The sequence below is a fragment of the Amycolatopsis sp. NPDC051716 genome (assembly GCF_040681595.1).
In the GTDB taxonomy this organism is placed as follows: Bacteria; Actinomycetota; Actinomycetes; order Mycobacteriales; family Pseudonocardiaceae; genus Amycolatopsis.
In genome coordinates, this window is record NZ_JBFAZA010000014.1 from 113,278 (window position 1) to 139,066 (window position 25,789).

At 71.6% G+C, this 25,789-nt stretch carries 18 protein-coding genes; 13 read left to right on the forward strand and 5 right to left on the reverse strand.

All coding sequences use genetic code 11. The features are described 5' to 3' along the window. Positions 1-78: 78 nt before the first annotated feature. Positions 79-1,230 carry a YihY/virulence factor BrkB family protein gene (locus tag AB0M30_RS20910; RefSeq protein ID WP_364585849.1) on the reverse strand — a complete coding sequence of 384 codons (1,152 nt, stop codon included), beginning with the start codon at positions 1,228-1,230 and terminating at the stop codon, positions 79-81. A 244-nt stretch (positions 1,231-1,474) separates the two neighbouring features. Here AB0M30_RS20910 and AB0M30_RS20915 point away from each other — a divergent pair, with 244 nt between their 5' ends. The 5 genes from AB0M30_RS20915 to AB0M30_RS20935 all read left to right on the forward strand — a co-directional run bounded on the left by AB0M30_RS20915 (position 1,475) and on the right by AB0M30_RS20935 (position 8,437). Continuing rightward, positions 1,475-3,211, forward strand: a complete 1,737-nt coding sequence (locus AB0M30_RS20915; RefSeq protein WP_364585850.1) for a DEAD/DEAH box helicase — start codon at positions 1,475-1,477, stop codon at positions 3,209-3,211. 546 nt (positions 3,212-3,757) lie between these two features. After that, positions 3,758-4,897, forward strand: a complete 1,140-nt coding sequence (locus AB0M30_RS20920; protein ID WP_364585852.1) for a substrate-binding domain-containing protein — start codon at positions 3,758-3,760, stop codon at positions 4,895-4,897. 89 nt (positions 4,898-4,986) lie between these two features. Further along, entirely contained in the window at positions 4,987-5,760 is a 774-nt protein-coding gene (locus tag AB0M30_RS20925) for an ATP-binding cassette domain-containing protein (RefSeq protein ID WP_364585854.1), read from the forward strand. Between the two features lie 20 nt (positions 5,761-5,780). After that, a complete protein-coding gene (locus AB0M30_RS20930; protein ID WP_364585856.1) occupies positions 5,781-7,244 on the forward strand; it encodes an ABC transporter permease in 1,464 nt (487 codons plus the stop codon). Between the two features lie 11 nt (positions 7,245-7,255). Further along, on the forward strand, positions 7,256-8,437 hold the full coding sequence (locus AB0M30_RS20935; protein WP_364585858.1) for an ROK family transcriptional regulator: 1,182 nt from the start codon (positions 7,256-7,258) through the stop codon (positions 8,435-8,437). Positions 8,438-8,567: 130 nt separating this feature from the next. Here AB0M30_RS20935 and AB0M30_RS20940 read toward each other — a convergent pair whose 3' ends face one another. Continuing rightward, a complete protein-coding gene (locus AB0M30_RS20940) occupies positions 8,568-8,747 on the reverse strand; it encodes a hypothetical protein (RefSeq protein WP_020645063.1) in 180 nt (59 codons plus the stop codon). A 341-nt stretch (positions 8,748-9,088) separates the two neighbouring features. On the opposite strand from AB0M30_RS20940, the gene AB0M30_RS20945 reads away from it, so the two are divergent. The 3 genes from AB0M30_RS20945 to AB0M30_RS20955 all read left to right on the forward strand — a co-directional run bounded on the left by AB0M30_RS20945 (position 9,089) and on the right by AB0M30_RS20955 (position 12,749). Continuing rightward, positions 9,089-9,892, forward strand: coding sequence for an EamA family transporter (locus AB0M30_RS20945; RefSeq protein WP_364586010.1), 804 nt, complete (start codon positions 9,089-9,091; stop codon positions 9,890-9,892). 713 nt (positions 9,893-10,605) lie between these two features. Continuing rightward, positions 10,606-11,958, forward strand: coding sequence for a glutamine synthetase (locus tag AB0M30_RS20950; protein WP_364585860.1), 1,353 nt, complete (start codon positions 10,606-10,608; stop codon positions 11,956-11,958). Positions 11,959-11,966: 8 nt separating this feature from the next. Beyond that, positions 11,967-12,749, forward strand: coding sequence for a hypothetical protein (locus AB0M30_RS20955; RefSeq protein WP_364585862.1), 783 nt, complete (start codon positions 11,967-11,969; stop codon positions 12,747-12,749). Here the strand turns inward: AB0M30_RS20955 and AB0M30_RS20960 are convergent. From AB0M30_RS20960 to AB0M30_RS20970, 3 genes are read right to left on the reverse strand one after another with little or no spacing between them, the layout of a single operon-like run. Further along, positions 12,727-14,166 carry an amino acid permease gene (locus tag AB0M30_RS20960; RefSeq protein ID WP_364586012.1) on the reverse strand — a complete coding sequence of 480 codons (1,440 nt, stop codon included), beginning with the start codon at positions 14,164-14,166 and terminating at the stop codon, positions 12,727-12,729. The two genes, AB0M30_RS20955 and AB0M30_RS20960, sit on opposite strands and share 23 nt — an antisense overlap. 41 nt (positions 14,167-14,207) lie before the next feature. Next, positions 14,208-14,888: a response regulator transcription factor gene (locus tag AB0M30_RS20965; protein ID WP_103339654.1), complete on the reverse strand. Its 681-nt coding sequence runs from the start codon at positions 14,886-14,888 to the stop codon at positions 14,208-14,210. After that, positions 14,885-16,048 carry a histidine kinase gene (locus tag AB0M30_RS20970; protein WP_364585864.1) on the reverse strand — a complete coding sequence of 388 codons (1,164 nt, stop codon included), beginning with the start codon at positions 16,046-16,048 and terminating at the stop codon, positions 14,885-14,887. Before AB0M30_RS20970 ends, AB0M30_RS20965 begins: the two co-directional genes overlap by 4 nt. Positions 16,049-16,157: 109 nt before the next feature. On the opposite strand from AB0M30_RS20970, the gene AB0M30_RS20975 reads away from it, so the two are divergent. The 5 genes from AB0M30_RS20975 to treZ all read left to right on the forward strand — a co-directional run bounded on the left by AB0M30_RS20975 (position 16,158) and on the right by treZ (position 25,732). Continuing rightward, entirely contained in the window at positions 16,158-16,730 is a 573-nt protein-coding gene (locus tag AB0M30_RS20975) for a hypothetical protein (RefSeq protein ID WP_364585866.1), read from the forward strand. Between the two features lie 843 nt (positions 16,731-17,573). Beyond that, positions 17,574-19,529 (forward strand): 4-alpha-glucanotransferase, encoded by a 1,956-nt coding sequence (gene malQ, locus AB0M30_RS20980; protein WP_364585868.1) that lies wholly within the window; start codon positions 17,574-17,576, stop codon positions 19,527-19,529. A gap of 94 nt (positions 19,530-19,623) precedes the next feature. Beyond that, a complete protein-coding gene (gene glgX / locus AB0M30_RS20985) occupies positions 19,624-21,750 on the forward strand; it encodes a glycogen debranching protein GlgX (RefSeq protein ID WP_364585870.1) in 2,127 nt (708 codons plus the stop codon). After that, positions 21,747-24,023, forward strand: coding sequence for a malto-oligosyltrehalose synthase (treY, locus tag AB0M30_RS20990; RefSeq protein WP_364585872.1), 2,277 nt, complete (start codon positions 21,747-21,749; stop codon positions 24,021-24,023). Before glgX ends, treY begins: the two co-directional genes overlap by 4 nt. Further along, positions 24,020-25,732, forward strand: a complete 1,713-nt coding sequence (gene treZ / locus AB0M30_RS20995) for a malto-oligosyltrehalose trehalohydrolase (protein ID WP_364585874.1) — start codon at positions 24,020-24,022, stop codon at positions 25,730-25,732. Before treY ends, treZ begins: the two co-directional genes overlap by 4 nt. The last annotated feature ends 57 nt before the right edge of the window (positions 25,733-25,789 follow it).

Genomic DNA, 25,789 nt, shown 5'->3' on the forward strand with positions numbered 1-25,789 from the left:
GGAATGCCGTAAGAGGCACAGTGGCCCCCGCCGGCGTCAATGGCCCGCTGAGCTTTTCACGCCGTTGCTGAGAGCGACTCAGTCTGAGGGTGGATTCCGGGTCGTCCCTTCGGAGGACCCGCGCCCCTGAGCTGCGCTCGGTGCCGGTTCCGGCGCGCTGGGTGACGACGTGTCCTCTTCGGACGGCTCGGGCTCGCCGCCGTTCGCGGCGGCGTCTTCGGCGCGCGGGCGCCGCAGCGGCGTGGTCGAGCGGTCCCACAGCTTGCGGCCCTCCTCCGAGCGCAGCCGCTCGGAGGCGCGTTCCATCTCCAGCCGCCGCCACTTGCGCCGCTGCCGCCGGGTCGCCTTCGCCGGCCACAGTTCCTGGATCGCGCTGTTGAAGTACGCGCCGCCGACCACGGCCAGCCCGATGAAGAACATCAGCAGCAGGAACGCGATCGGCGCGGCCAGCGCACCGTAGGTGTAGCCGGTCTTGGTGATCCAGTTCAGGTAGACGCGCAGGCCGACCGAGGACAGCAGGAACACGACCATGGCGAGCACCGCGCCCGGCAGCCCGCGGTGCCACGGCAGCTTCCGCGGCAGCGCGAGCTTGTACAGCGTGGTCAGCGCGAGGGTGATCATCGCGCCGAGCGCGGGGAAGTACAGCGCGCTCACCCACGACGTCACGGTCGGGCGCCACGCGGTCGGGAAGAACTCCGGCAGCAGATCGGGGCCGATCGCCAGCAGCGGCAGCCCGACCACCAGGATCACCAGGCCGCACAGGTACAGCAGGAGCGCGAAGATCCGCTGCCAGACGTCGTTGCGGACGCCGTACTGGTCGTGCGCGACGGTGATGGCGTCCACGAACGACGACATCGCCGACGAACCCGCCCACAGCGAGATGAGGAAGCCGACCGAGACGATCTCGCCCTTGCCGACGGTGAGGATGCTGTTCACGGTCGGTTCGATGATGTCGTGGACCGCGTTCTGGCTGAAGACCGTCCGGCAGAAGCCGATGATCCGGTCGTGCACCGCGGCGACGACGTCCTGCCCGAACCACTCGCCGACGAAGCCCAGGCTGCCCAGCAGGCCGAGCAGCAGCGGCGGCAGCGACAGCGTCTGCCAGAAGGCCGCCTCGGCGGCCTCGGAGAAGATGTTGCCTTCCCAGGCCTTGGCGAACGTGCGCGTGACGAGCCGCCACGGCCCCTTGCGGGCCACCTTCGTCGCTGCGGACGGCTGCACCTCACCCATGACGTGTCCAGCATGGTCCATCGCCGCTGATTTGGCTCGTCACACCCCCTGCGGCCGGGCGTGTCGGCGGACGTCACCCGTGCCGGTGCCGGGAACTGTCGGACCCGGCCGGTAGACTCGCTCCAGTGCCCTCACCGCAGTCGCCGACCGGTCAACACCGCAGAAGTCGGTACCACAGTGAGGGTTTTCGCACGTCACAGCACTTGAGGCAGTCGAGGCAGTTGAGCGAGGGGGAGGACCGGCGATGACGGAGACGCAGCTCGGGGCGCCTCCCGCGGAGAAGGACTCGACCGCGCGCCCGCTGCGGGCGTGGCAGCGGCGGGCGCTCACGAAGTACCTGACGCGCAAGCCCAAGGACTTCCTCGCGGTGGCGACGCCCGGCGCCGGCAAGACCGTCTTCGGCCTGCGGATCGCCGCGGAGCTGCTGAGCGACCGCACGATCGAGGCGGTCACCATCGTCACCCCGACCGAGCACCTCAAGCACCAGTGGGCGGCCTCGGCCGCGGCGGCCGGCATCGCCATCGACTCGAACTTCCGCAACACCACCGGCGTCACCTCGTCCGACTACAACGGCGTCGCGCTGACGTACGCGCAGGTCGCGGCGCACCCGACGCTGCACCGGGTGCGCACGGAGAACCGCAAGACACTGGTCATCCTCGACGAGATCCACCACGGCGGCGACGCGAAGTCCTGGGGCGACGCGATCCGCGAGGCCTTCACCCCGGCCGTCCGGCGGCTGTCGCTGACCGGCACGCCGTTCCGGTCCGACGACTCGGCCATCCCGTTCGTCACGTACGAGCCGGACGCGGGCGGCTTCCAGCGCAGCAAGGCCGACCATTCGTACGGCTACGCGGACGCGCTGGCCGACGGCGTGGTCCGGCCGGTCGTCTTCCTGGCGTATTCGGGCGAGGCCTCCTGGCGTACCAGCGCGGGGGAGGAGTTCACCGCCCGGCTCGGCGAGCCGCTGACAGCGGAGCAGAACGCCCGCGCGTGGCGCACGGCCCTCGACCCGGCGGGCGAGTGGATCCCGGCGGTGCTGCAGGCCGCCGACACACGGTTGTCGCAGGTCCGCCAGAGCGTCCCGGACGCGGGCGGCCTGGTGATCGCGACGGACCAGGAGTCGGCGCGGGCGTACGCGAAGATCCTGGAGCGCCTCTCCGGCGAGATGCCGACGCTGGTGCTCTCGGACGACCCGAAGGCCTCGGGGCGGATCAAGGAGTTCTCCGAGACGAACGAGCGCTGGATCGTGGCGGTCCGGATGGTCTCGGAAGGCGTCGACGTCCCGCGCCTGGCGGTGGGCGTGTACGCGACGAGCGCGTCGACGCCGTTGTTCTTCGCCCAGGCGATCGGCCGGTACGTGCGGGCGCGCAAGAAGGGCGAGACGGCGAGCGTGTTCCTGCCGTCGGTGCCGGTGCTGCTGGAGCTGGCCAGCGAGCTGGAGGCCCAGCGCGACCACGTGCTCGGCAAGCCGCACCGGGAGAAGGAAGGCTGGGAGGACGAGCTCCTCGCCCAGGCCAACCGCACCGAGGACGAGCCGGGCGAGGAGGAGAAGGCGTTCACGTCCCTGGGCGCCTCCGCCGAGCTCGACCAGGTCATCTACGACGGCAACTCGTTCGGCACGGCGGTGTTCTCCGGGTCGGACGAGGAGCAGGAGTACCTGGGGTTGCCGGGGCTGCTGGAGCCGGACCAGGTGCGGGCGCTGCTGCGGAAGCGGCAGGAAGAGCAGGTCGCGGACGAAAAGCGTCGCAAGCCGGCCAAGGAGGAAGCCCCACCGCCGACGGCCCGCCCGCAGTCGGTGAGCGAGCGGCTGGGTGCGTTGCGCAAGGAGCTGAACGCGCTGGTGGGGATGTACCACCACCGGACGAAGAAGCCGCACGGCGCGATCCACAACGAGCTGCGGCGGGTGTGTGGCGGCCCGGTCACAGCCATGGCGACCGTCGAGCAGCTGGAAGAACGGATCGTCACGCTGCGATCCTGGTGAGGGTGGCCGGTCCCGGTGCGCTGTCGCCCGGGAGGCTGAAGTTCCGGTGATCACCGTCCGTCCCCGGGACGGCGGGTTCACCCCACCGCCAGGCTTGTGACGCTGCGTGTCCCGTTGTCACGAGCGGGCTGCCCCTCCGTCCCCCGGCGGATGGTCTCCCGGGCATCTCATCGCCCCGATTTCGCAAGTCGGCGACCAATCGCGCCGGCGAGCCGTGGATCGGCCACGGGTTGCGCTCGGTGCACACGACCGGAGCAACCTCGCGCCCTCATGAAACCTCGATGTAACTTACCGTGAGTGCTGGCGATCACATCGTCAGCGGATCTACTCTTTCCGGGCGAGGGGCAGCCTGTGTTGCCGAACCGTGTCCAATTGGTGTCATTTAATCGATCCAGCTATCTTCCCCGCAGCCGCTCAGCGGCATATGTTGTCGCCCACAACATATGCGCGACGGTGCGCCGGGCCTCCCCGGATCACCGCAGCGCAGGCCCGACGCAAACGCCGACGGCCACTCGTCACCAATGCTTGGATCCGGAAGGAACGAGGATGCGCAGCAGAACCCTTACCCTCCTCGCCGCGACGGTGAGCGTCGGCCTGGTGCTGACCGCCTGCGGTACCAACAGCTCGAACAGCGGGGGCACGGGGAGCAACTCCGCTTCCTCCTCGGCCCCGGCCGCCGGGGGCGGTGCCAACGGCAAGGTCGGCGTCATCCTGCCGGAGACCGCCAGCTCGGCCCGCTGGGAAGCCTTCGACAAGCCGATGCTGCAGGCCGCCCTCGCGGCGCAGGGCTTCGACGCCGACGTCCAGAACGCCCAGGGCGACGCCCAGAAGTTCTCGACTCTGGCCGACGGCTTCATCAGCTCCGGCGTCAAGGTCCTGATCATCGCCCCGTCCGACCCGGCCGTCGGTGCCGCGGTCGAGGCCAAGGCGAAGACCGCGGGCATCCCGGTCATCAACTACGACCGCCCGAGCCTCGGCGGCAGCGCCGAGTACTACGTCTCGTTCGACAACGAGAAGGTCGGCCAGCTCCAGGGCCAGGCGATGGCGGACGCGCTCAAGGACAAGCCGGGCGCCGGCTTCGTCCAGATCGAGGGCGCTCCGACCGACAACAACGCGACCCTGTTCACCAAGGGCCAGGACTCCGTGCTTGAACCGCTGGTCTCGGCGGGCACGCTGAAGCGGATCCAGAGGCAGCCGATCAACGACTGGGACAACCAGCTCGGCGGCACGACGTTCGAGCAGATCTTCCAGGCCAACGGCGGCAAGGTCGACGGCGTCGTCGCGGCGAACGACGGCCTGGCCGGCGCGGTCATCACCATCCTCAAGAAGAACGGCCTCAACGGCAAGATCCCGGTCACCGGCCAGGACGCCACCGCCGACGGCCTGATGGCGGTCATGCGCGGCGAGCAGTACATGACCGTCTTCAAGCCGATCAAGGAAGAGGCCGAGGCGAGCGCGAAGCTGGCGGCCGCACTGGCCAAGGGCGACAAGGCCGCGGCCGACGCCATCGCCAAGGGCACGCTGCACGACCCGAAGGGCAACCGCGACATCAAGTCCGTGCTGCTGACCCCGACGACGATCCTGGCCAAGGACATCAAGACCGTCGTGACCCAGGGCTACGTCAAGTCGACCGAGATCTGCGGTGGCGACCTCGCCGCCAAGTGCACCTCGCTCGGCATCTCCTGAGCCCCCGCAACACCCCATGAACAGCCGGGCCGGGACGCGCACCCCGACGGCGCGTCCCGGCCCGGTCCCCACCCAGGAGAAAGCCATCCATGAGTGAGCCCATTCTCGAGATCAAGGGCCTGAACAAGAGCTTCGGGCCGGTCCACGTCCTCCACGACGTGGACTTCGACGTGCGCGCGGGCGAAGTGACCGCACTGGTCGGCGACAACGGTGCCGGCAAGTCGACGCTCGTCAAGTGCATCGCCGGCATCCACCCGTACGACTCGGGGGCCGTGCGGTTCAACGGGCAGGACGCCCACATCCGCGGTCCGCGCGACGCCGCCGACCTCGGCATCGAGGTCGTCTACCAGGACCTCGCGCTCGCCGACAACCTCGACATCGTCCAGAACATGTTCCTCGGCCGCGAACGCGGCAGTTCGTGGAAGCTCGACGAAGCCAGCATGGAGAAGGCCGCCCGCGAGACGCTGGCCTCCCTGTCGGTCCGGACCGTGAAGTCGGTCCGCACGCCGGTCTCCTCGCTGTCCGGTGGTCAGCGGCAGACCGTCGCCATCGCGAAGTCGGTGCTGTGGAACAGCAAGGTGGTCGTGCTCGACGAGCCCACCGCCGCCCTCGGTGTCGCGCAGACCCGGCAGGTGCTGGACCTGGTCCGCCGGCTGGCCGAGCAGGGCCTGGGGGTCGTGCTCATCAGCCACAACATGGCCGACGTGTTCGAGGTCGCCGACCGCATCGCGGTGCTCTACCTCGGCCGGCTCGTCGCCGAGGTGCACACGAAGGACGTCTCCCACGGCCAGGTCGTGGAGCTGATCACCGCGGGTCGCTCCGGTGACCTCGGTCTGGCCCGGCCCGAAGCCGTGGTCCTGTGAGCGGGAAGAAAGAACCGGAAATGACTGAAACCCCTGCCAAGCACGAGGTCGGCACCCCCGCCGACGCGCTCGCGCAGACCCAGAACCCGTCCGCGGCGATCACCGACTTCGGCATCGACACGACATCGATGTCAACCGGTGAAGCGGTCCGTGACTACTTCGCCCGCCTGCGGGCCGGCGAGCTCGGCGCGCTGCCGTCGCTGTTCGGCCTGCTCGTGCTGGTGATCCTGTTCAGCGCGCTGTCGGACAACTTCTTCACGCTGGCCAACATCGCCAACGTGTTCCCGCAGGGCGCGGGCGTCATCATCATCGCGATGGGCATCGTGTTCGTGCTGCTGCTCGGCGAGATCGACCTCGCCGCCGGTGTGGCCTCCGGTGTCGCCGCTTCCGTGATGGCCCTGCACTACGTGCACGCCGGGAACCTGCTGGGCACCCTCGGAACCGGCGTGTTCATCACGTTCATCGGCGTCCTGGCCGTCGCCACGCTGCTGTCGGCCTACCAGCGGCTCTGGGCCGGTGCCGGGCTTTCGCTGCTGGGCCTGCTGATCGTCGCGATCGGCGTGCCCGCCAACGCCTGGCTCGAGATCCTGCTGGCCATCTGCGTCGGCACCGCGATCGGCTGCATCACCGGCTTCCTCGTGTCGAAGATCGGCATGCCGTCCTTCGTCGTGACGCTGGCGCTGTTCATCGTGTGGCAGGGCGTCCTGCTGCAGTTCATCGGTGAGGGCGGCACGATCGGCATCAGCAACTCCGACGTCCTGTACAAGATCGCCAACGGCAACCTGAACATCCTGGGCAGCTGGATCTTCTTCCTCATCGCCGCCGGCGGGTTCGCGGTGATCACGCTGATCAGCCACTTCAAGCGGCTCCAGCGCGGCCTGGTCGTCCAGCCGACGGCGCTGGTCATGGTCAAGGTCGCCGTGCTGGTCGTGCTGTCGGCGCTGGGCACCTGGCTGCTGACGATCAACCGCTCGCCGAACAAGGCGGTCGTCACGATCGAGGGCGTCCCGTACGTCATCCCGATCATGCTGGTGCTGCTCGTGGCCGGGACCTACGTGCTCAACCGGACCAAGTACGGCCGGTACGTCTACGCGGTCGGCGGCAACAAGGAAGCCGCCCGCCGCGCCGGTATCGACGTGCCGAAGATCCGGGCGAGCGTGTTCGTCATCGGCTCGGCGGTGGCCGCGGTCGGCGGCATCGTCGCCGCGTCGAAGGTCGGTTCGGTCAGCCCGCAGTCCGGTGGCCTGAACACGCTGCTGTTCGCGGTCGGCTCGGCCGTCATCGGCGGCACGTCGCTGTTCGGCGGCAAGGGCCGCGTGTCCGACGCCGTGGTCGGCGGGCTCGTGATCGCCGTCGTGATCAACGGCCTGGGCCTGCTCAAGCAGCCGGCCGCGGTGGTCAACATCATCACCGGTCTGGTCCTGCTGCTCGCCGCCACGGTCGACGCGCTGTCCCGGCGCCGCGCGGCTGCGTCGGCGCGCTGAACCAGCATGGGATGATCAAACCCGTGACCAGCTCGCCCGTTGCTCGACCCGACGAGGTGCGCCGGCACAACCGCACGACCCTGCTCCGCCTGCTGCACGTCGGCGGGCCGAGCACCCGGGCGACCCTGGCCGCCGAGCTGGGGCTCAACCGGAGCACGATCAAGACCCTCGTCGACGGGCTCGCCGAAGCCGGCGTCGTCGAGGAGAAGGTGCCGAGGCCGGGACGAGGGGCGGGCCGCCCCTCGCTCTTGGTCCTGCCCCAGCCCCACGCGGCGGTCGTGCTCGCGGTCGACCTGCAGGTCGAGCACGTCGCGATCGCCCTCGTCGGGCTCGGCGGGCAGATCCTGGGCCGCAACAGCTGGAACCTGCGCGGCCGGATGGGTCAGCCGGACGAGGTCATCACCCACATCATCGAGTCGACGGCCATCCTGGCCGGCGACCTCGACGTGAGCCCGGTGGCGGCCGGGGTGTCGGTGCCCGGCGTCGTCCGGCGCGCGGACGGGCACGTGCACGAGGCGCCGAACCTGCGCTGGACCGACGTCGCCCTCGGCGAGCGGCTCGGCGGGGTGCTGCAGATCCCGATCCTGGTCGGCAACGACGCCGAGTTCGGCGCGGTCGCCGAGCACCTGCGCGGGGCCGCCCGCGGCGCGTCCGACGTGGTGTACATCTCGGCGGACGTCGGGGTCGGCGGCGGCGTCATCGCCGAAGGCTCGGCGTTGCGCGGCGGCTCGGGGTACGTCGGCGAGATCGGGCACATGGTGATCCGCCCCGACGGGCGCCCCTGCTACTGCGGCAGCAGCGGCTGCTGGGAGACCGAGGTCGGCGAGGCGGCGCTGTGCCGCGCGCTCGGCCTGGCCGAGGACACCGCCCGCGGGGCGATCCTGTTCGAGCTGCGCGAGCTGGGCCGCGACCCGGAGACGGCGATGACGCGGCTCGCCGAGTTCGCCGAGTGGCTCACGCTGGGGCTGATCAACGTCGTCAACCTGCTGGGGCCGCAGCTGGTGATCCTCGGCGACCTGCTGACGGTGCTGCCGGAGCCGGTGCTGCGGCACGTCGGCACCGAGGTCCGCCGGCGCAGCCTGGTGAGCCGGGCGGTCGGCGGCACGCGGATCATCAGCTCGGCGCTGGGAGCCGACGGGAAGCTGCTCGGCGCCGCCGAGGTGGCGTTCGAAGTCGTGCTGGATTCTGTCTGATTTCCTGTCCGGTTTCGTGTCCGGAATCACCGCTTATCGCGGCCGAACCGTGATTTATACCACGCAATCTGCAAGATGCAGAAAGGCGGCCGGTGCCTGTGCGCACCAGCCGCCTTTCGCGTCTGCAGGGTTACCGCTGGATGTCGGCGGACAGTTCCTTGAGCTTGGCCTCGTGCTCGCGGGCGTGGTGCCCGCAGAACAGTAGTTCGCCACCCGTACTGAGGATGGCTCGTACCTGAGCTGCTGCTCCGCACCGGTCACAGCGGTCGGTGGCGGTCAGTTCGGGGCGGGTGAGCGTCGGCGATGTCATGGGGGTCTCCCTCCGTCCCGGCACCGGTCGCCCGGTGCCATCGATCCAGCTACGCCCACTTCGGGACTGCTACCGGTGACGGCGATCGCCTCCGGCTCCGCGTGTTCGTGCTTCCACTGTTCCAGACGTTTCGCGGCTCGCAAGTGTTCCCGCGCCGGTGGGACCTGAGTCACGTCGATTTACCCCGGATGCCGTAGCGCTGTCCCGCATTCCAGGAGACGATTACCCGGAGAGTTACATTTTCCGTGGTCAGGCACCATGAGCTGGTGAGTACGGTGACTTCCCCACGACGGCTTTCCGCGGTGCCCGCTCCGCTCTTGTTCGTTCTCAGCGGAATTTCGATGTACGCCGGAGCGGCGGTGGCGGTCGACCTTTTCGGCCACGCCACCCCGGCGGGGGTGGCCTGGCTCCGCTGCCTGGGCGCGGCGGTGGTCCTGCTGGCCTGGCGCCGCCCGGGCCGCGCGGCATGGCGCGGCAGGCGGCTGCTGCTGGCGATCGTGTTCGGCGTGGTGACGGCGGGCATGAACGTGCTGTTCTACGAGGCGATCGCCCGCCTGCCCCTGGGCACGGCGGTGGCGGTGGAGTTCGCCGGCCCGGTGGTGGTGGCGGCCCTGGGCTCCCGAACCCTGCGCGACGTCCTCGCGCTGCTCCTGGTGGCGGCGGGGGTCGTGGCGATCACGGACGTCCACCTCGGCGGCAGTTTCCCGGGAGTGATGTTCGCCTTGGGAGCGGCGGCGGCGTGGGCGGGCTACATCCTCCTGGGCAAGAGGGTCGCCACCGACGGCGACGGCATCGACAGCCTGGCGATCGGCTTCGCGGCGGGGACGGTCGTGCTGTCCCCGCTGGCGCTGGGGACGGGGCCGGTGTGGTCCTCGCCACGGTTGCTGGGGCTGGGCATCGGGGTGGGCGTGCTGTCGACGGTGGTGCCGTACGCACTGGACCAGCTGGTCCTGCGACGCGTGGGCCAGGCACGGTTCGCGACCCTCTTGGCTCTGCTCCCGGTGACGGCGGGGGTGATGGGGTTCGCGCTCCTGGGGCAGGTGCCGAGCGTGCCGGAGGCGGCGGGGACGCTGGCTGTCGTGGCGGGGGTGGGGTTGCGGAGCCGGGAGGGGCGGGAGTCACGGGCGGTGGAGCCGCCGGGGTGACCCTCTGGGGGCTTCGGTGGGCTTCGGTGGGCTTTAGTGGGCTTTAGTGGGCTTTAGTGGGCTTTGTTGGGGTCTCTGCGGGGCTGCGAGCGGGGCTTTGGCTGGGGGAGTGCCGAGCGGGGCTTTGAGGCGCCTGAGCGCTGGGCGCCATGTGGGGTGAGTGGGTGTCCTGGGCACCGCGTGAGGTGAATGCGGCGCTCCGGGCACCCGGTTCAGGTGGTCGAGGCGAGTTGTCCACACGCCCCCGGCGTTGTGGACAACCTCTCCGCAGCGAGCGCTTTTCGCCAGTTTCCGTCGGCTGCCCCCGATAGGCTGAAGCGGGGCGGATCCCCCAGGGAGGGTGGGCTCTGCGGCGGTGGGCTCTGCGGCGGTGGGCTCTGCGGCGGTGGGCTCTGCGGCGGTGGGCTCTGCGGCGGTGGGCGCGCCGGCTCAGCCGACCTCCCGATGTTCCCGACCGCGCCGGTTCGGGCCCCTGGAGGCGGGCGGACCGGCCCAAGCGACCTCCCGATGTTCCCCGACCTCGCCATGCCGCCCGGAGTCGGCCACCACTCGGGCCCCGGCCACTCGGACCCCGGCTCGCTCGGGCTACCACCCCGGCGCACCGCCCGGATCGGCAGCCGGTGAAGCCGTGGCGCGCCCCAGGATCGGGATCGTGATGGCCCCCGCCGCGCGCGCCCGGGATACTGAGCGCGGGCGGCAGGAAGCGGGTGGCCATGACCAAGGCGGCGTCGGCAGCGGCGAAGGACTTCGCCGCTGCCGGAGTGGGTGGGGTGCACCTTGCCTGGGCGGACAACAACGGCATTCCGCGCTCGCGGATCGTGCCCGTCGCCGGGCTGGCCGATGCCGCCACTCGCGGGGTCGGGGCGACCTCGCTCTTCGCCGTCTTCGACACCCACGACGCCATCACCTACCGGCACGAAAACCTCGGCACGCCGTCCGGCGACATCCGGCTCGTGCCCGTCGTCGAGCGGCTGCGGCGGCTCGCCGGGCAGCCCGCGCTCGCCTGGGCGCCCGTGCGGCAGCTCACCCGCGACGGCGATCCCTGGCCCTACTGCCAGCGCGCCGTCCTCGAAGCGCAGGTGGCCGAGGCCGGCAAGCGCGGGCTCGAGTTCCGGGCCGGCTACGAGCTGGAGTTCGCCGTCGCTCCCGCCGGCAGTGCCGACGTCCTCGCCGCTCCCGGCCACCCCGGGCCCGCCTACAGCCCGCACGCCCTCATCGGGCTCGACGGCTTCGTCGGCGCCCTCCTGCACGACTTCGCGGCCAACGGCCTGCGGATCGGCCAGCTCCACGCCGAGTACGGCGTCGCGCAGCTCGAGGTGTCGCTGGCCGCCACCGATCCCGTCTCCGCCGCCGATGACCAGCTGCTCGCCCGGCAGACCATCCACGCCGCCGCGCGGGTGCACGGTCTCGCCGTCAGCTTCGCGCCGCTGATCGGCCTCGGTGCCGCCGGCAACGGGTGGCACCTGCACACCTCGGTCCGCCGCAAGGGACGCAATCTGCTCGACGGCGACGGGCGGCCGGACGGGGAAGGCGCCGGCTACCTCGCCGGGCTGCTGCGTGACCTGCCGGCCCTGACCGCGATCACCGCGCCGAGCGTTCCCTCGACGCTGCGGCTGCGGCCCGGCTACTTCGCGGGCGCCTACGCGTTCTGGGGCGTCGAGAACCGGGAAGCGCCGCTGCGGTACGTCCCCGGCTCGGCCCTGCTCGGCGAGGGCCACGCGAACGTCGAGCTCAAGACGTCCGACGCCTCGGCCAACCCGTACCTCGCGCTGGCCGCGGTGCTCGCCGCTGGGATGGCCGGCATCGAGGACGCGCCCGCGCTGCCCGAGCCGATCGGCGAGGACCCGGGCGGCTGGACGGACGAAGAGCGGGAGGCCCGCGGGGTGTGCCGGCTGCCGGCGGACCCCGCCGAACAGGACGCCGCGCTCGTGGCGTCGCCGCGGATCGCCGGCGTGCTCGGTGACGAGCTGCTGGGCGCCTTCCGCGCCGTCCGGGCCTCCGACGCGGCGTGGGCGGCCGAACGCACGGCCGACGAGATCGTCGCCGCCCACCTTTGGCGCTACTGAGGGGACCGATGTCTTCGGGGATCGACGGCGGGCAGCTCGACCTGTCCGGGGTGCGGTGGCTGCCGGGCGGCGCCCGGCTGGCCGCGGTGGCCCAGGCGGAACTGCCCCAGAAGGACGGCCTGGCCGCGGCGTTCTGCGGGCTCGCCGCACTGCGGGCGGCCGGGCTCGACGTGGCCGATCAGGACGCCGTCGCGGCGGCCGCGGGCACGGTCCGGGGCCCGGCCGTGCGGCCGCCGGGTGAGCCGGGCCGCCACGACTTCCGGCTGCCGCTGCCGGTCGTCGACGACCCGGTCGCGGCCGGCACCCGGGTTTCCGGGCTGGCGGCGGCTATCGGGTCGCTGTCGCGGAGCGCGCTCGCGGCGGTGCCGGTGACGGGGGAGTGGACTACCGAGGCCCTGTTCGACCTGCTCGTCGGGCTGTGGGACGTCCCGCGCGTGGCGGTGCTCGCCCGGATCGACGGCGCCGAGCTCGGCGCCCACGACACCCCGGAACGCGCGCTGCTCGACTACCTCGACACCGGCGTCCCGCCACTGTGGACGTCCCGCTGGCGCCCGCCCGGCGGCCACTTCGTGCTCCTGGCGGGCATCCGCATCGGCGCCGAGGGCACCCTGCTGTCCGTTGTGGACACTTATCCGTCCCTCGGCGACAACGGCCGCCACGACCAGCCGGTCGAATGGGTGACGGCGGCGCTGGCCGGCCTCGGCGTGCTCGTGGTCGTCGACGTCGGCCAAGCCGACGTGGTCCGCGCGGCGGCTCGCGCCGCCGGGCTCAGTCCGTCCTTTTGGGACTGACCGGCGCCCCGGGCGCGAAGCGGGAGTGGCGGCGGCCGTAGGCGAAGTAGATCACCAGGCCGATCACCAGCCACGCGGCGAACCGCAGCCACGTCAGCACGTTCAGGTTGAGCATCAGGTACAGGCAAGCCAGCGCGGCCACGACCGGGATCGCCGGGGAGAACGGCACCCTGAACGGCCGATCGAGGTCGGGACGGCGGCGGCGCAGCACCGGGACCGCCACGGCCACGATGATCATCGCCGACAGCGCGCCGATGCTGACCATGTCGGCCAGCTCCGAAATCGGGATGAACGCGGCCAGCACCGCGATCAGGGCGGCGCCGCCGATGGTCATCCGGTGCGGGGTGCCCCAGCGCGGGTGCGCGGTGCCGAGCGCCTTGGGCAGCAGGCCGTCGCGGCCCATGGCGAACCCGATCCGCCCGATCGTGACCAGCTCGACCATCATCACCGACGTCAGCCCGGTCACCGCGCCGAGCGAGATCAGCGCGCCCACCCAGTGCTGGCCGACCCGGTCGAACGCGTCGGCCAGCGGCGCGCCCGTGTCGATGTCGGTGAACGGGATCATGCCGGTCAGCACGATCGAGACGCCGATGTAGAGCAGCGCGCACACCCCCAGCGCCCCGAGAATGCCGACCCGGAGGTCCTTGCGCGGGTTCAGCGTCTCCTCGCCGAGGTTCGCGAGCGCCTCGAAACCGGTGTAGGCGAAGAAGACCACGGCCGCCGCGGTGATCATCCCGGCGATGCCGTAAACCGACTGCTCCAGCCCCAGCGCCGCCTGGACCAACGGTTGTTCCAGCGCCGTCGTGCCGGCTTCGGGCGCCTTCGCCGGCGGGATGAACGGCGTCAGGTTCGCGCTCTTGACGAAGAACAAGCCGACCGCGAGCACCAGCACGCACACCGCGACCTTGACGCACACCAGCAGGTTGGTCAGCCAGGCCGACTCCTTGATGCCCAGCACGGCGACAACGGTCAGCACGGCGATGATGACCACCGCGCCGATGTTGACCTTCGCGTCTTCGCCGAACCACTCCGGTGACAGCCCGAGCAGGTTCGCCAGGTACCCCGACCAGCCCCGTGACACCACGGCGGCGCCGAGCGCGAACTCCAGCAGCAGGTCCCAGCCGATGATCCAGGCAAAGACCTCGCCGAGGGTGGCGAACGCGTAGGTGTAAGCACTCCCCGCCGTCGGGACGCTGGAGGCGAGCTCGGCGTAGCACAGCGCCGCGAGCCCGGCGACGACCGCGCCGAGCACGAACGACAGCGTCACGGCGGGCCCGGCGTGCGTCTTCGCCTCGACACCCGCCAAGGTGAAGATGCCGGTGCCGATGATGATCCCGACGCCGAACCCGACCAGGTCGCGTCCGCGCAGCCGCCGTTTGAGCTCCCCGGAGTCCTGGCGTTCCAGGACCTCGTCCACGTTCAGCGTTCGCCGCTCACCCATGAGGAGAAGTTAGAAGGTCATGGGCCCTCCCGCAGATCGGCGACGGAGTTTTCCCGGGTCAGGCCGTTCTCCTGGGCGAGGATCGCGGCCTGCACGCGGGAGCGCAGGTCGAGTTTGGCGAGCACGCGCGAGACGTGCGTCTTCACCGTCGTCTCGCCGATGTACAGCCGGGTGCCGATCTGGGCGTTGGACAGGCCCTCGCCCAGGCAGCCGAGCACCTCGCGCTCGCGCTCGGTGAGGTCGCCGAGGCCCTGGGGCGCCGGCGCCGGTTCCCGGCCCGACGCGGCGAAGGCGGTGATCACCCGCCGGGTGATCTGCGGAGCGAGCACGCCCTTTCCGGCCGCCACGAGCTTCACGGCCTCGATCAGCCGCGGTGCTTCGACCGACTTGAGCAGGAACCCGGCGGCGCCCGCCTGCAGTGTCCCGTCCACGTACTCGTCGAGGTCGAACGTGGTCAGCACGAGCACCTGGGTGAGCCCTTCGGCGACCAGCTGCCGGGTGGCGGCGATGCCGTCGGTGCCCGGCATCCGGACGTCCATCAGCGTGACGTCCGGACGGAGGGCGCGTGCCTTTCGCACGGCGGCGGCGCCGTCGGCGGCTTCGCCCACGACTTCGATGCCCTCGGCGTGGTTGAGGATGGTGGTGAGACCGAAGCGGATGGCTTCGTGGTCGTCGGCGATGAGAACGGTGACGGTCATCGCTGGTCGCTCACCGGGAGGTCCGCGCGAACCAGCCAGCCGCCGTCCGCCGGGCCCGCGGTCAGCGTGCCGCCGACCGCGTCCGCGCGTTCGCGCATGTTCAGCAGACCGGCGCCGTCGGCGGGCTCGGTGTCGGCGTGGAAGACGTCGTTGCGGATCTTGACCTGCAGGACCTGGTCGTAGAAGCAGACGTCGACGTCGACCCGGCCGCCGGGCGCGTGCTTGGCCGCGTTCGTCAGCGCCTCCTGCGCGATCCGGTAGGCGGTCAGATCGACCGCCGCCGGCAGCACCACGTCCACAGTGGACCCGACCGCGACGTCCAGCCCGCTCGCCCGCGCCGACTCCACCAGTTTGAGCAGTTCGGTGAGCCGGGCCGGTGCGGTCGTTTCCGCGGCTCCGCCGTCCGTTTTGAGCAGCCCGATCATCGCGCGCATCTCCTCCAGGGCGCTCACGCTGTTTTCCCGCACCGACCGCAGCACCGTCCTCGCCAGCTTCGGGTCGGGCATCGACAGCGCCGCCTCCGACTGGATCGCGATGGCCGAAAGGTGCCCGGCGATGACGTCGTGCAGGTCACGCGCCATCCGCCCGCGCTCGGCGGCGACCGCGGCCCGCCGATCCAGCTCCGCAATTTTCGCGAGCTGCCGGGCGTTCGCCCGCTCGGTTTCGGCGATGTCGCGTTGCTGCCGGACGTTCGTCGCCCACCACACCGGCATGACGGCGAAGGGCAGCACGGTCACCGCGGCCAGCACCGCGACGCGCCACTCGTGCGCGAGCACCAGTACCGCGACGAGCGCGCCGGCCACCGACAGCGCGGCGAGGCCGATCATCACCCGGCTCGTGCGCCGGGAGCCGTACAGCGTCGCCGCGTACAGGAAGTCGGTGTAGACGATCAGTGCCGGCAGCGACGTGCTGATCCAGACGTCCACCGCGAGCACCGCGGTGGCGATGATCAGTGCGCCCGGCACCCAGCGGCGCAGCATCGCCAGGCCGCAGAGCACGGTGAGTTCGATCAGCCGCACCCACAGCGGCGCGTCGTCGTGGGCGCCCAGCAGCCGGTGGTTGCCGGTGGCGTAGATGCCGAAGCCGACGACCCAGGTGGCGAGGGCGATCAAGGCGTCCTGCTGCCACACCGGGAGTGAGCGGAGGCGGGGGAACTGCATGTGACCATCCCAGCACACCGGGTGCCCGATGTGCGTCCTACGAAGTGATGATGCCCGGTCCTCCTCTTCGCCGACGCGGCCGGCCGGGCGCGGGGGAGAGCGTGGAGAGGTGGACGAAATCGGGAAGTTCATCGCGGAGAACCCGACGGCCGCCGTCATCGCGGCGGGCGAGGCCGGGTTCTGGGTCCTCATCGCGGCGGGGCTCGCCGTGCGGTACGGCCTGCGTGCCCGGCGGACGTCGGCGGTGCTGCTCGCGCTGGTACCGCTGATCGACGTCGTGGTGCTGGTGGCGGCCACCGCCGACCTGGCCGGCGGCGCGAAGGCGAACTTCACGCACGGTCTCGCGGCGGTGTACCTCGGATTCAGCGTGGTGTTCGGGCCGAGCCTGGTCCGCTGGGCCGACGTGCGGTTCGCGCACCGGTTCGCCGGCGGCCCGGCACCACCGAAGCGGGAGGGGAAGGAGCGGCTGCACCACGAGTGGAGGGAGTTCGCGAAGTGCCTGCTGGCCTGCGGGATCGCGGCGGCGGCCCTGCTGGCGGCGATCTTCGCGATCGGCACGCCGGAGCAGGTCGCACCGCTGTGGGACTGGTTCCCCCGGCTGGGCGCCGTGTCGGCGATCTGGCTGGTCACGGGGCCGGTCTGGGAGGAGCTGTCCGGTACGCGGGCGAAGGTGCGGCGGTGATCGGGCTGGTCGGAGAGCGCCGGCCGGCTGGGAGGAAGGAGGTGTGGCGATTGGGTTGGTTGGCGGGCGCGCGGTTCGGCCGCGGTGAGGAGGTGCGGCGGTGATCGGGCTGGTCGGAGGGCGCCGGCCAGCCGCGAGGAAGGGACTGTGGCGATCGGGCTGGATGGGGCGTGCTGGTCGGCTGGCGGGTGAGGTGCTGCGGCGGTTGAGCTGCTTGGGCGCGTGTCGATCGGCCACGGTGAGGGCGTGCCGCGGTGATCGGGCTGGTCGGAAGGCACTGGCGGGCCGGGAGGAAGGGGCTGTGGCGATCGGGCCGGTTGGCGGGTGTGCCGTTCGGCCCGCTGGCCCGCTGGCCCGCTGGCCCGCTGGCCCGCTGGCCCGCTGGCCCGCTGGCCCGCTGGCTCGCTGGCTCGCTGGCTCGCTGGCCCGCCCGCGTGCCGTTCGGCCGGCCGGCGGGCGGAGTGCGGCGACAGGCGAGCCGGTGGAGAGCGTGCTGGTCGGCCGGCGGGTGAGGTGCTGCGGCGGTTGAGCTGCCTGGGCGCGTGCCGATCGGCCACGGCGAGGAGGTGCCGCGCTGATCAGGCTGGTTGGCGTGCTGGTCGGCTGGAGGGAGGAGCGCGGCGGCGGTCAGGCTGCTCGAGAGCGTGCGGTCGGCCGGCAGGCCTCCACGCGCGCCAGAGGGTGAGCCGCCCGCGAACCGCGGCCGGATAAGGCCCACGGGGGGCCGGGGGAGGGCGGCGGGAGCGGCCGGGGGACTGCCGCTCCCGCCGCGGGCAGCGGGCGCCGGGAGTGACGTCGCCCGTGCAGATGGCGGGAACGGCCGGGCACCGGAATGCTGGTCCCGTGCCCGAAGAGATCCCCGCCCGCAGCGCCCTGCACGAGCTCGCCGACCTCCACGGGGTTGCCACCCGGTACCAGAACGCCGATCGGGTCTGGGTCGACGTGGACGATGATGTCGTCGTCGCCGTCCTCGGACAGTTCGGTGTCGATGCGACCAGCGCCCCGGCCATCGCCGCCGCTCTCACCGCCGCGCGGGAAGCGCCGGCCGCGCTGCCGCCGACCATCGTCGTGCGGGAGGGCACCGGGAAAGCGCTGGGCGTCGAGGCCGAGGTCGTCCTCGAAGACGGGACGCGGCGGCGGGCCGATGGCCGGCTGCCCGCGGACCTGCCGCTCGGGTGGCACCGGGTCGTCACCGCCGAGCAGGACGTCGTTCTGGCCGTGGTGCCGGCGAAGCTGCCGCGAGTCACGCCCGCCTGGGGGTGGATGCTGCAGCTCTACGCCCTGCACTCGGCCGGGTCCTGGGGCATCGGCGACTACGCCGACCTCGCCACCTTCGCCGCCCGGTCGGCGGCGGAACTGGACGCCGGCGTGCTGCTGGTGAACCCGGTGCAGGCGATCAGCCCCGCGCACCCGATCGAACGCTCGCCGTACTCGCCGGCGAGCCGGCGGTTCGCCAACCCCGTCTACCTGCGCGTCACCGCCACCGAGACGTTCGAGCGAGCCGATGAGGCGACCCGGGCGGCCGTCGAGTCCCTCGCCCCGGACCGCGAAGGCGAACTGATCGACTACGACGCCGTCTGGACCGCCAAGCGGGCCGCGCTCGAGCTGCTGTGGCCGCACCGCGTCGAAGCGGTGCCCGAGGACGGGGACCTGCTCGGCTTCGCCCTGTTCTGCGCCCTCGCCGAGCAGCACGGCGCCGACTGGCGGGAGTGGCCCGAGGACCTGCGCGACCCGGCCGGACCGGCCACCGCGAAGGCGCGCGAAGAGCTCAAGGACCGCGTCGCCTTCCATGCGTGGCTTCAGCACCTCTGCCGGGTTCAGCTGGAGGCGGCTCGGACAGCTGCGCGCGAGGCCGGAATGACTGTCGGGATCGTGCACGACCTGCCGGTCGGGGTGCACCCCGGCGGGGCGGACACGTGGGCGCTCAAAGACGTCTTCGCCGCCGACGTGCGGGTCGGGGCGCCGCCGGACGCCTTCAACCAGCAAGGACAGGACTGGAACCTGCCGCCGTGGCGGCCGGACAAGCTGGCCGAGGCCGGGTACGCGCCGTTCCGGGACGTCATCCGGGGCGTCCTGCGCTTCGCCGACGGCATCCGCGTCGACCACATCGCCGGCCTGTGGCGGCTGTGGTGGATCCCGCCGGGCGAGCCCGCACACCGCGGCACGTACGTCCACTACGACGCCGAAGCGATGGTCGGCGTGCTCGCGCTCGAAGCGCACCGCGCCGGCGCCGTCGTCGTGGGGGAGGACCTCGGGACCGTCGAGGAGGTCGTCACCGACACCATGCACGAACGGGGGATGCTCAGCTCGGCCGTGCTGTGGTTCGAGCGGGACTGGGACGCGCCCGGCCAGCCGTTCACGCCGCCGGACAGCTGGGACCCGGACGCCATGGCCAGCATCTCCACGCACGACCTGCCGACGGTCTCGGGCTGGCTGAAGAGCGAGCACGTCCGGGTCCGGGCCGAGCTCGGACTGCTGGACCGCGGGGTCGACGCCGAGGAAGAAGCGGCCGCCGGGGAGCGCAAGGCGCTGCTGGAACTCGTTGCGCGGGAAGGGATTCCGGCCGACGACCCGGTCGTCGCGCTGCACACCCTGCTCGCGAAGGCCGCGTCGCGGCTCGTGCTGACCTCGCCGGCCGACGTCGCGGGCCAGGTGCGGCAGCCGAATCTGCCCGGAACGGTCGACCAGTACCCTAACTGGCGGATTCGCCTGCCCGTCAGCGTGGACGGCTTCTTCACCGCGCAGGGGGTCCGCGCAGCGGTCGCACCGCTGGCGGCGGCCCGGCCGTTGCCCCGGTAACGACCACCCGTTGCCCCGGTAACGACCACACCGTCGCGCGCGACCCCCGATACGCGGACGCCACCGGCACGACCCAAGCTCGAGGAGAAACCCAGTGCGGCCCTGGCCCGGAACGCCCTACCCGCTCGGCGCCACCTATGACGGAGTCGGGACGAACTTCGCCCTGTTCTCCGAGGTGGCCGAGCGCGTCGAACTGTGCCTGTTCGACGCCGAGGGCAAGGAGACACGCCACGCGCTCGAAGAGGTCGACGGCTTCGTCCACCACGGCTACCTGCTCAACGTCGGCCCCGGCCAGCGCTACGGGTTCCGCGTGCACGGCCCGTACGACCCGAAGCGCGGCCTGCGCTGCAACCCGAACAAGCTGCTCATCGACCCGTACGCGAAGGCCGTCTCGCACGGCGTGAAGTGGGACGAGTCGCTGTTCGGCTACCAGTTCGACAACCCGGACGAGCGCAACGACGCCGACAGCGCCGGCCGCGTGCCGTATTCGCTGGTGGCGAACCCGTTCTTCGACTGGGGCAACGACCGGCAGCCGAAGCGGCCGTACAACGAGACGGTCATCTACGAGGCCCACGTCAAGGGCATGACCGTGCACCACCCGTTCGTGCCCGAAGCGCTGCGGGGCACGTACGCCGGCCTCGCGCACCCCGCCGTCGTCGAGCACCTGCAGAAACTCGGCGTGACCGCCGTTGAGCTGCTGCCGGTGCACCAGTTCGTCACGGACCACGGCCTGGCCGAAAAGGGCCTGACGAACTACTGGGGCTACAACACGATCGGGTACTTCGCGCCGCACGACTCCTACTCGGCGGTGCCCGGCGAGGGCGGCCAGGTCCAGGAGTTCAAGGGCATGGTCAAGGCCTTTCACGAGGCGGGCATCGAAGTGATCCTCGACGTGGTTTACAACCACACCGCCGAGGGCAACCACCTCGGGCCGACCCTGTCGATGCGCGGCATCGACAACGAGGCCTACTACCGGCTGGTCGAGGGGGAGCCCGAGTACTACATGGACTACACCGGCACCGGGAACTCGCTGAACGTGCGCAACCCGCACACCCTGCAGCTGATCATGGATTCACTGCGGTACTGGGTGACGGAGATGCACGTCGACGGCTTCCGGTTCGACCTCGCCTCGGCACTGGCGCGCGAGTTCTACGACGTCGACCGGCTGTCGACGTTCTTCGACCTGGTGCAGCAGGACCCGATCGTCAGCCAGGTGAAGCTGATCGCCGAGCCGTGGGACGTCGGCCCCGGTGGCTACCAGGTCGGCAACTTCCCGCCGCTGTGGACGGAGTGGAACGGGCAGTTCCGCGACACCGTCCGCGACTTCTGGCGCGGCGAGCCCTCGACGCTGGGGGAGTTCGCCTCGCGGATCACCGGTTCGTCGGACCTCTACCAGGACGACGGCCGCCGCCCGTTCGCGTCGATCAACTTCGTCACCGCGCACGACGGCTTCACGCTGCGGGACCTGGTGTCCTACAACGAAAAGCACAACGAGGCCAACGGTGAGGACGGCCGCGACGGCGCCGACGACAACCGGTCGTGGAACTGCGGGGTCGAAGGCGAGACCGACGATCCCGAGGTGCTGACCCTGCGCGTCCGGCAGCAGCGGAACATGCTGGCCACGCTGATCCTTTCCCAGGGTGTGCCGATGATCCTGCACGGCGACGAGCTCGGCCGCACCCAGCAGGGCAACAACAACGTCTACTGCCAGGACTCCGAACTGTCCTGGATGGACTGGGAACTGGCCAAGGAGAACGCCGACCTGGTGCAGTTCACCGCCGGGCTGACCGCGCTCCGGCAGCGGCACCCGGTGTTCCGCCGCCGTCGCTTCTTCCAGGGCGGCCCGGTCGGCAAGGGCGAAAAGCTCGGCGACATCGCCTGGTTCACCCCGGCCGGCGAGGAGATGACCGAGCAGAACTGGGACGACGGCTTCGGCAAGGCGGTCGTCGTCTTCCTCAACGGCAAGGCGATCCCCGACCTCGACCAGCGCGGGATGAAGGTCGAGGACGACTCGTTCCTGCTCGCCTTCAACGCCCACTACGAGGACATCGACGCCACGCTCCCGGGCAACGGCTACGGGGAAAGCTGGACCGTCGTGGTCGACACCGCGACCGGGGAGGTGGAGCCCGCCGACGCGAAGCCGATCGAAGGCGGCGGCCGGCTCACCCTCCCCGCCCGGTCCCTGATCGTGCTGCAACGGACGGAGACGGAAGCCGAATGACGGTGCCGGAGTCGACCTATCGGGTGCAGCTGCGCCCGGAGTTCACCTTCGCCGACGCGGCCGGCATCGCCGGCTACCTCCGCGACCTCGGCATCGGCGCGCTGTACGCGTCGCCGGTGCTGGACGCGGCGCCGGGCTCGACGCACGGTTATGACGTCGTCGACCCGACCCGCGCGCGGCCCGCCCTCGGCGGCGAGGCCGCGCGCCAGGAGCTCTCGGCGCTGCTGAAGGAGCTCGGGCTGGGCCTGGTGGTGGACATCGTGCCGAACCACATGTCGGTCGAGGTGCCGAAGGCGAACCGCTGGTGGTGGGACGTGCTCGAGCACGGCCGCGACTCGGAGTACGCGTCCTTCTTCGACATCGACTGGGACCGCGGCCCGATCCTGCTGCCGGTCCTGGGCGACGACGACGCCGTCGCGGAACTGTCGGTCGAAGGCGACGAACTCGTCTACTACGACCACCGGTTCCCGATCGCCCCCGGCACGGGAACCGGGACGCCGCAAGAGATCCACGAGCGCCAGCACTACCGCCTGGCCGGCTGGCGCCGCGGCAACGCCGAGCTGACCTACCGCCGGTTCTTCGACATCACGACCTTGGCCGCGGTCCGCGTCGAAGACCCGAAGGTGTTCGCCGAGACGCACGGCGAGGTGCTGCGCTGGGTCGCCGACGGCGACGTCACCGGCCTGCGCGTCGACCACCCGGACGGCCTCGCCGACCCGGGCGGCTACTTCCGGCGGCTGCGCGAGAACGCGCCGAACGCGTGGATCGTGGCCGAAAAGATCCTGCACCCGGGCGAACCGCTGCCGCAGAGCTGGCCGGTCGACGGCACCACCGGCTACGACGCGCTGCGCGAGATAGCCGGCGTCTTCATCGACCCGGCCGGCGAGCCCGACTTCACCGCGCTGGCGAACGAGCTGGGCGTGAAGACCGGCTACCACCGCGTCGAGGCCGAGGCCCGGCGCCTGGTCACCGACCGCATCCTGGTCGCCGAGGTCCGGCGGATCGCCGCGCAGCTGCGGGACGTCGACCCCGAAGCGGCGCGGCAGGCGGTCGCGGAGACGATGATCGCCTTCCCCGTCTACCGCTCCTACCTCCCGGAGGGGGCGGCGCACTGGGCGGCCGCGATCGACGGGGCCCGCCGCGCCCGGCCCGACCTCGCCGAGCCGCTGACGATGCTCGACGCCGCCATGCGCAAGAACCCGGACAGCGAGCTGGCCACCCGGCTCCAGCAGACCTCCGGCATGGTCGTGGCGAAGGGCACCGAGGACACGACCTTCTACCGCTACACGCGCTTCGCCGCGCTCAACGAGGTCGGCGGCAACCCGGACCGGTTCGGCCTCGGCGTCGAGGAGTTCCACCGGCTGGCCGCCGAGCGCGAGGCCGGCTACCCGGCCGCGATGACGACGCTGACCACGCACGACACCAAGCGCTCCGAGGACACCCGCGCCCGGATGGCGGTGCTGGCCGAAGTCCCCGGCGAGTTCGCCCAGGCCGTCCGCCGGTGGACCGCCCGGCGGGGGATCGACGAGCCCTCGCTCAACCTGCTGGCCTGGCAGACGCTGGTGTCGACCTGGCCGATCGAGCCGGCCCGGCTGCGGGACTACCTCGACAAGGCGGCCAAGGAGGCCAAGCTCCGGACCAGCTGGACCGACCACGACGAGGCCTTCGAGGCCGACGTCGCCGCGTGGCCCGAAGACGTCATGAACGATGCCGAGCTCGCGGCGGACGTCGAGGCGTTCGTCCAGCGGATCGAGGGCCCCGGTTACGCGAACTCGCTCGGCCAGAAGCTCGTCCAGCTGACCGCCCCCGGCGTCCCGGACGTCTACCAGGGCACCGAGCTGTGGGACTTCTCGCTGGTCGACCCGGACAACCGCCGCCCGGTCGACTACGCACTGCGTCGCGAGCTGCTGACCCGGGTCGCCGACGGCGAGCTGCCGGAGATCGACGCGTCGGGCGCGGCCAAGCTCCTCGTCGTGCACAAGGCGCTGAAGCTTCGCCAGGAGCACCCGGCGCTGTTCCGCGGCTACCGACCGCTGCGGGCGGAGGGGGCGGCCGCCGAGCACGTCCTCGCCTACACGCGCAGCCCGGACCTCGCGGTGGTGGTCACCCGGTTGCCCGTCGGCCTCGAGGCGGACGGCGGCTGGCGCGACACCGTGCTGCCGCTGCCGGACGGCACCTGGACCGACGTCTTGACCGGTCGCGACGCTTCTACGGACGTCGCCACCCTGTTCGACCGCTATCCCGTCGCGTTGCTGGTGCGAGGAGACGTATGAGGTTCAGCGTGTGGGCCCCCGCGGCCCGCCGGGTCCGGGTGAGCGTCGACGCCGGCGTGCACGAGATGACCGAGGCCGACGGCGGCTGGTGGCACGCCGAGGCCGAGGGCATCAACTACGCCTTCCTGCTCGACGACGAAAAGCCGCTGCCCGACCCCCGGTCGCGGTGGCAGCCGCACGGCGTCCACGCCGAGTCGCGGGTCTACGACCACGGCGAGTTCGCCTGGACCGACGACGCCTGGACCGGGCGGCAGCTGCCCGGCGCCGTTCTCTACGAACTGCACGTCGGCACCTTCACCGAGGGCGGCACCTTCGACGCGGCCATCGACCGGCTCGACCACCTCGTCGACCTCGGCATCACGCACGTCGAGCTGCTGCCGGTCAACGCCTTCGACGGCACCGCCGGCTGGGGCTACGACGGCGTCCTGTGGGGCGCGGTCCACGAGCCCTACGGCGGGCCGGACGGGCTCAAGCGGTTCGTCGACGCGGCCCACGCGCGCGGCCTGGCCGTCGTGCTCGACGTCGTCTACAACCACCTCGGGCCGTCCGGGGCCTACCTCGACAAGTTCGGGCCCTACTTCGCCGGCCAGAACGACTGGGGTCCCGGCCTCAACCTCGACGGACCCGGCTCCGACGAAGTCCGCCGGTACGTGATCGACAACGCGCTGAGCTGGCTGCGCGACTTCCACATCGACGCGCTGCGCCTGGACGCCGTGCACGCGCTGCTCGACCGGCGGGCCGTCCACCTGCTCGAACAGCTCGCCACCGAGGTCGACGCGCTGTCGGCGGCGCTGAACCGGCCGCTGACCCTGATCGCCGAATCCGACCTCAACGACCCGCGGCTGGTCACGCCCCGCGAGCGCGGCGGGTACGGCCTGCACGCCCAGTGGTCGGACGACCTGCACCACGTCCTGCACGTCAAGCTGACCGGCGAGACGACGGGGTACTACACGGACTTCGCCGCCCCGGACGCGCTCGAGCGGGTGCTGCGCGAGGTGTTCTTCCACGCCGGGACGTGGTCGTCCTTCCGCGAGCGGACGCACGGCCGCCCGGTCGACACGCGGACCGTGCCCGGCCACCGCTTCCTCGGCTACCTGCAGAACCACGACCAGATCGGCAACCGCGCGACCGGCGACCGGCTGTCCGCGACGGTCGCCCCGGGCCGGCTCGCCTGCGGTGCGGCGGTCCTGTTCTGCTCGCCGTACACGCCGATGGTGTTCATGGGGGAGGAGTGGGCGGCGAGCACGCCGTGGCAGTTCTTCGCGTCCTTCCCGGACCCGGAGCTGGCCGAGGCCGTCCGCACCGGCCGCCGCCGCGAGTTCTCCCGGCACGGCTGGGGCGAATCGGACGTGCCGGACCCGATGGACCCGGCCACCGTCGAACGTTCGCGGCTGGACTGGTCCGAGCCGGAGCGTCCCGGTCACCGGGACATGCTGGAGCTGTACCGGTCGTTGATCCGGCTGCGCCGGGAGCGGCCCGAGCTGGCCGACCCGTGGGTCGCGGACCTGCGTGTCGACTCCGCGCCGGACGGGTCCTGGCTCGTGCTGCACCGCGGCGGGCTGCGGCTGGCCGTCAACTTCGGCCCCGGCCCGGTGACGCTGCCGCTCGGGGCGACCGTGTCGCTGCTCAGGTGGGGGGAGGCCACCGTGGACGGTGGGGCCGCTCACCTGCCCCCGGACACCTTCGTCGTGGCCGATACGACACCTTGACCGACGTTACCTCCGGGTAACTGTCCCGTCGTGGCGCGCACGGACCACCGCCGATCT

Excerpts from the sequence above, each read along its gene's own strand:
- AB0M30_RS20955 (WP_364585862.1), top strand. The coding sequence starts at position 11,967 with ATGTCTTCGGGGATCGACGGCGGGCAGCTCGACCTGTCCGGGGTGCGG.
- AB0M30_RS20925 (WP_364585854.1), top strand. The coding sequence starts at position 4,987 with ATGAGTGAGCCCATTCTCGAGATCAAGGGCCTGAACAAGAGCTTCGGG.
- AB0M30_RS20940 (WP_020645063.1), bottom strand. The coding sequence starts at position 8,747 with ATGACATCGCCGACGCTCACCCGCCCCGAACTGACCGCCACCGACCGC.
- AB0M30_RS20945 (WP_364586010.1), top strand. The coding sequence starts at position 9,089 with ATGTACGCCGGAGCGGCGGTGGCGGTCGACCTTTTCGGCCACGCCACC.
- AB0M30_RS20950 (WP_364585860.1), top strand. The coding sequence starts at position 10,606 with ATGACCAAGGCGGCGTCGGCAGCGGCGAAGGACTTCGCCGCTGCCGGA.
- AB0M30_RS20920 (WP_364585852.1), top strand. The coding sequence starts at position 3,758 with ATGCGCAGCAGAACCCTTACCCTCCTCGCCGCGACGGTGAGCGTCGGC.
- AB0M30_RS20915 (WP_364585850.1), top strand. The coding sequence starts at position 1,475 with ATGACGGAGACGCAGCTCGGGGCGCCTCCCGCGGAGAAGGACTCGACC.
- AB0M30_RS20970 (WP_364585864.1), bottom strand. The coding sequence starts at position 16,048 with ATGCAGTTCCCCCGCCTCCGCTCACTCCCGGTGTGGCAGCAGGACGCC.
- AB0M30_RS20935 (WP_364585858.1), top strand. The coding sequence starts at position 7,256 with ATGATCAAACCCGTGACCAGCTCGCCCGTTGCTCGACCCGACGAGGTG.
- AB0M30_RS20930 (WP_364585856.1), top strand. The coding sequence starts at position 5,781 with ATGACTGAAACCCCTGCCAAGCACGAGGTCGGCACCCCCGCCGACGCG.
- treZ (WP_364585874.1), top strand. The coding sequence starts at position 24,020 with ATGAGGTTCAGCGTGTGGGCCCCCGCGGCCCGCCGGGTCCGGGTGAGC.
- AB0M30_RS20965 (WP_103339654.1), bottom strand. The coding sequence starts at position 14,888 with ATGACCGTCACCGTTCTCATCGCCGACGACCACGAAGCCATCCGCTTC.
- AB0M30_RS20910 (WP_364585849.1), bottom strand. The coding sequence starts at position 1,230 with ATGGGTGAGGTGCAGCCGTCCGCAGCGACGAAGGTGGCCCGCAAGGGG.
- treY (WP_364585872.1), top strand. The coding sequence starts at position 21,747 with ATGACGGTGCCGGAGTCGACCTATCGGGTGCAGCTGCGCCCGGAGTTC.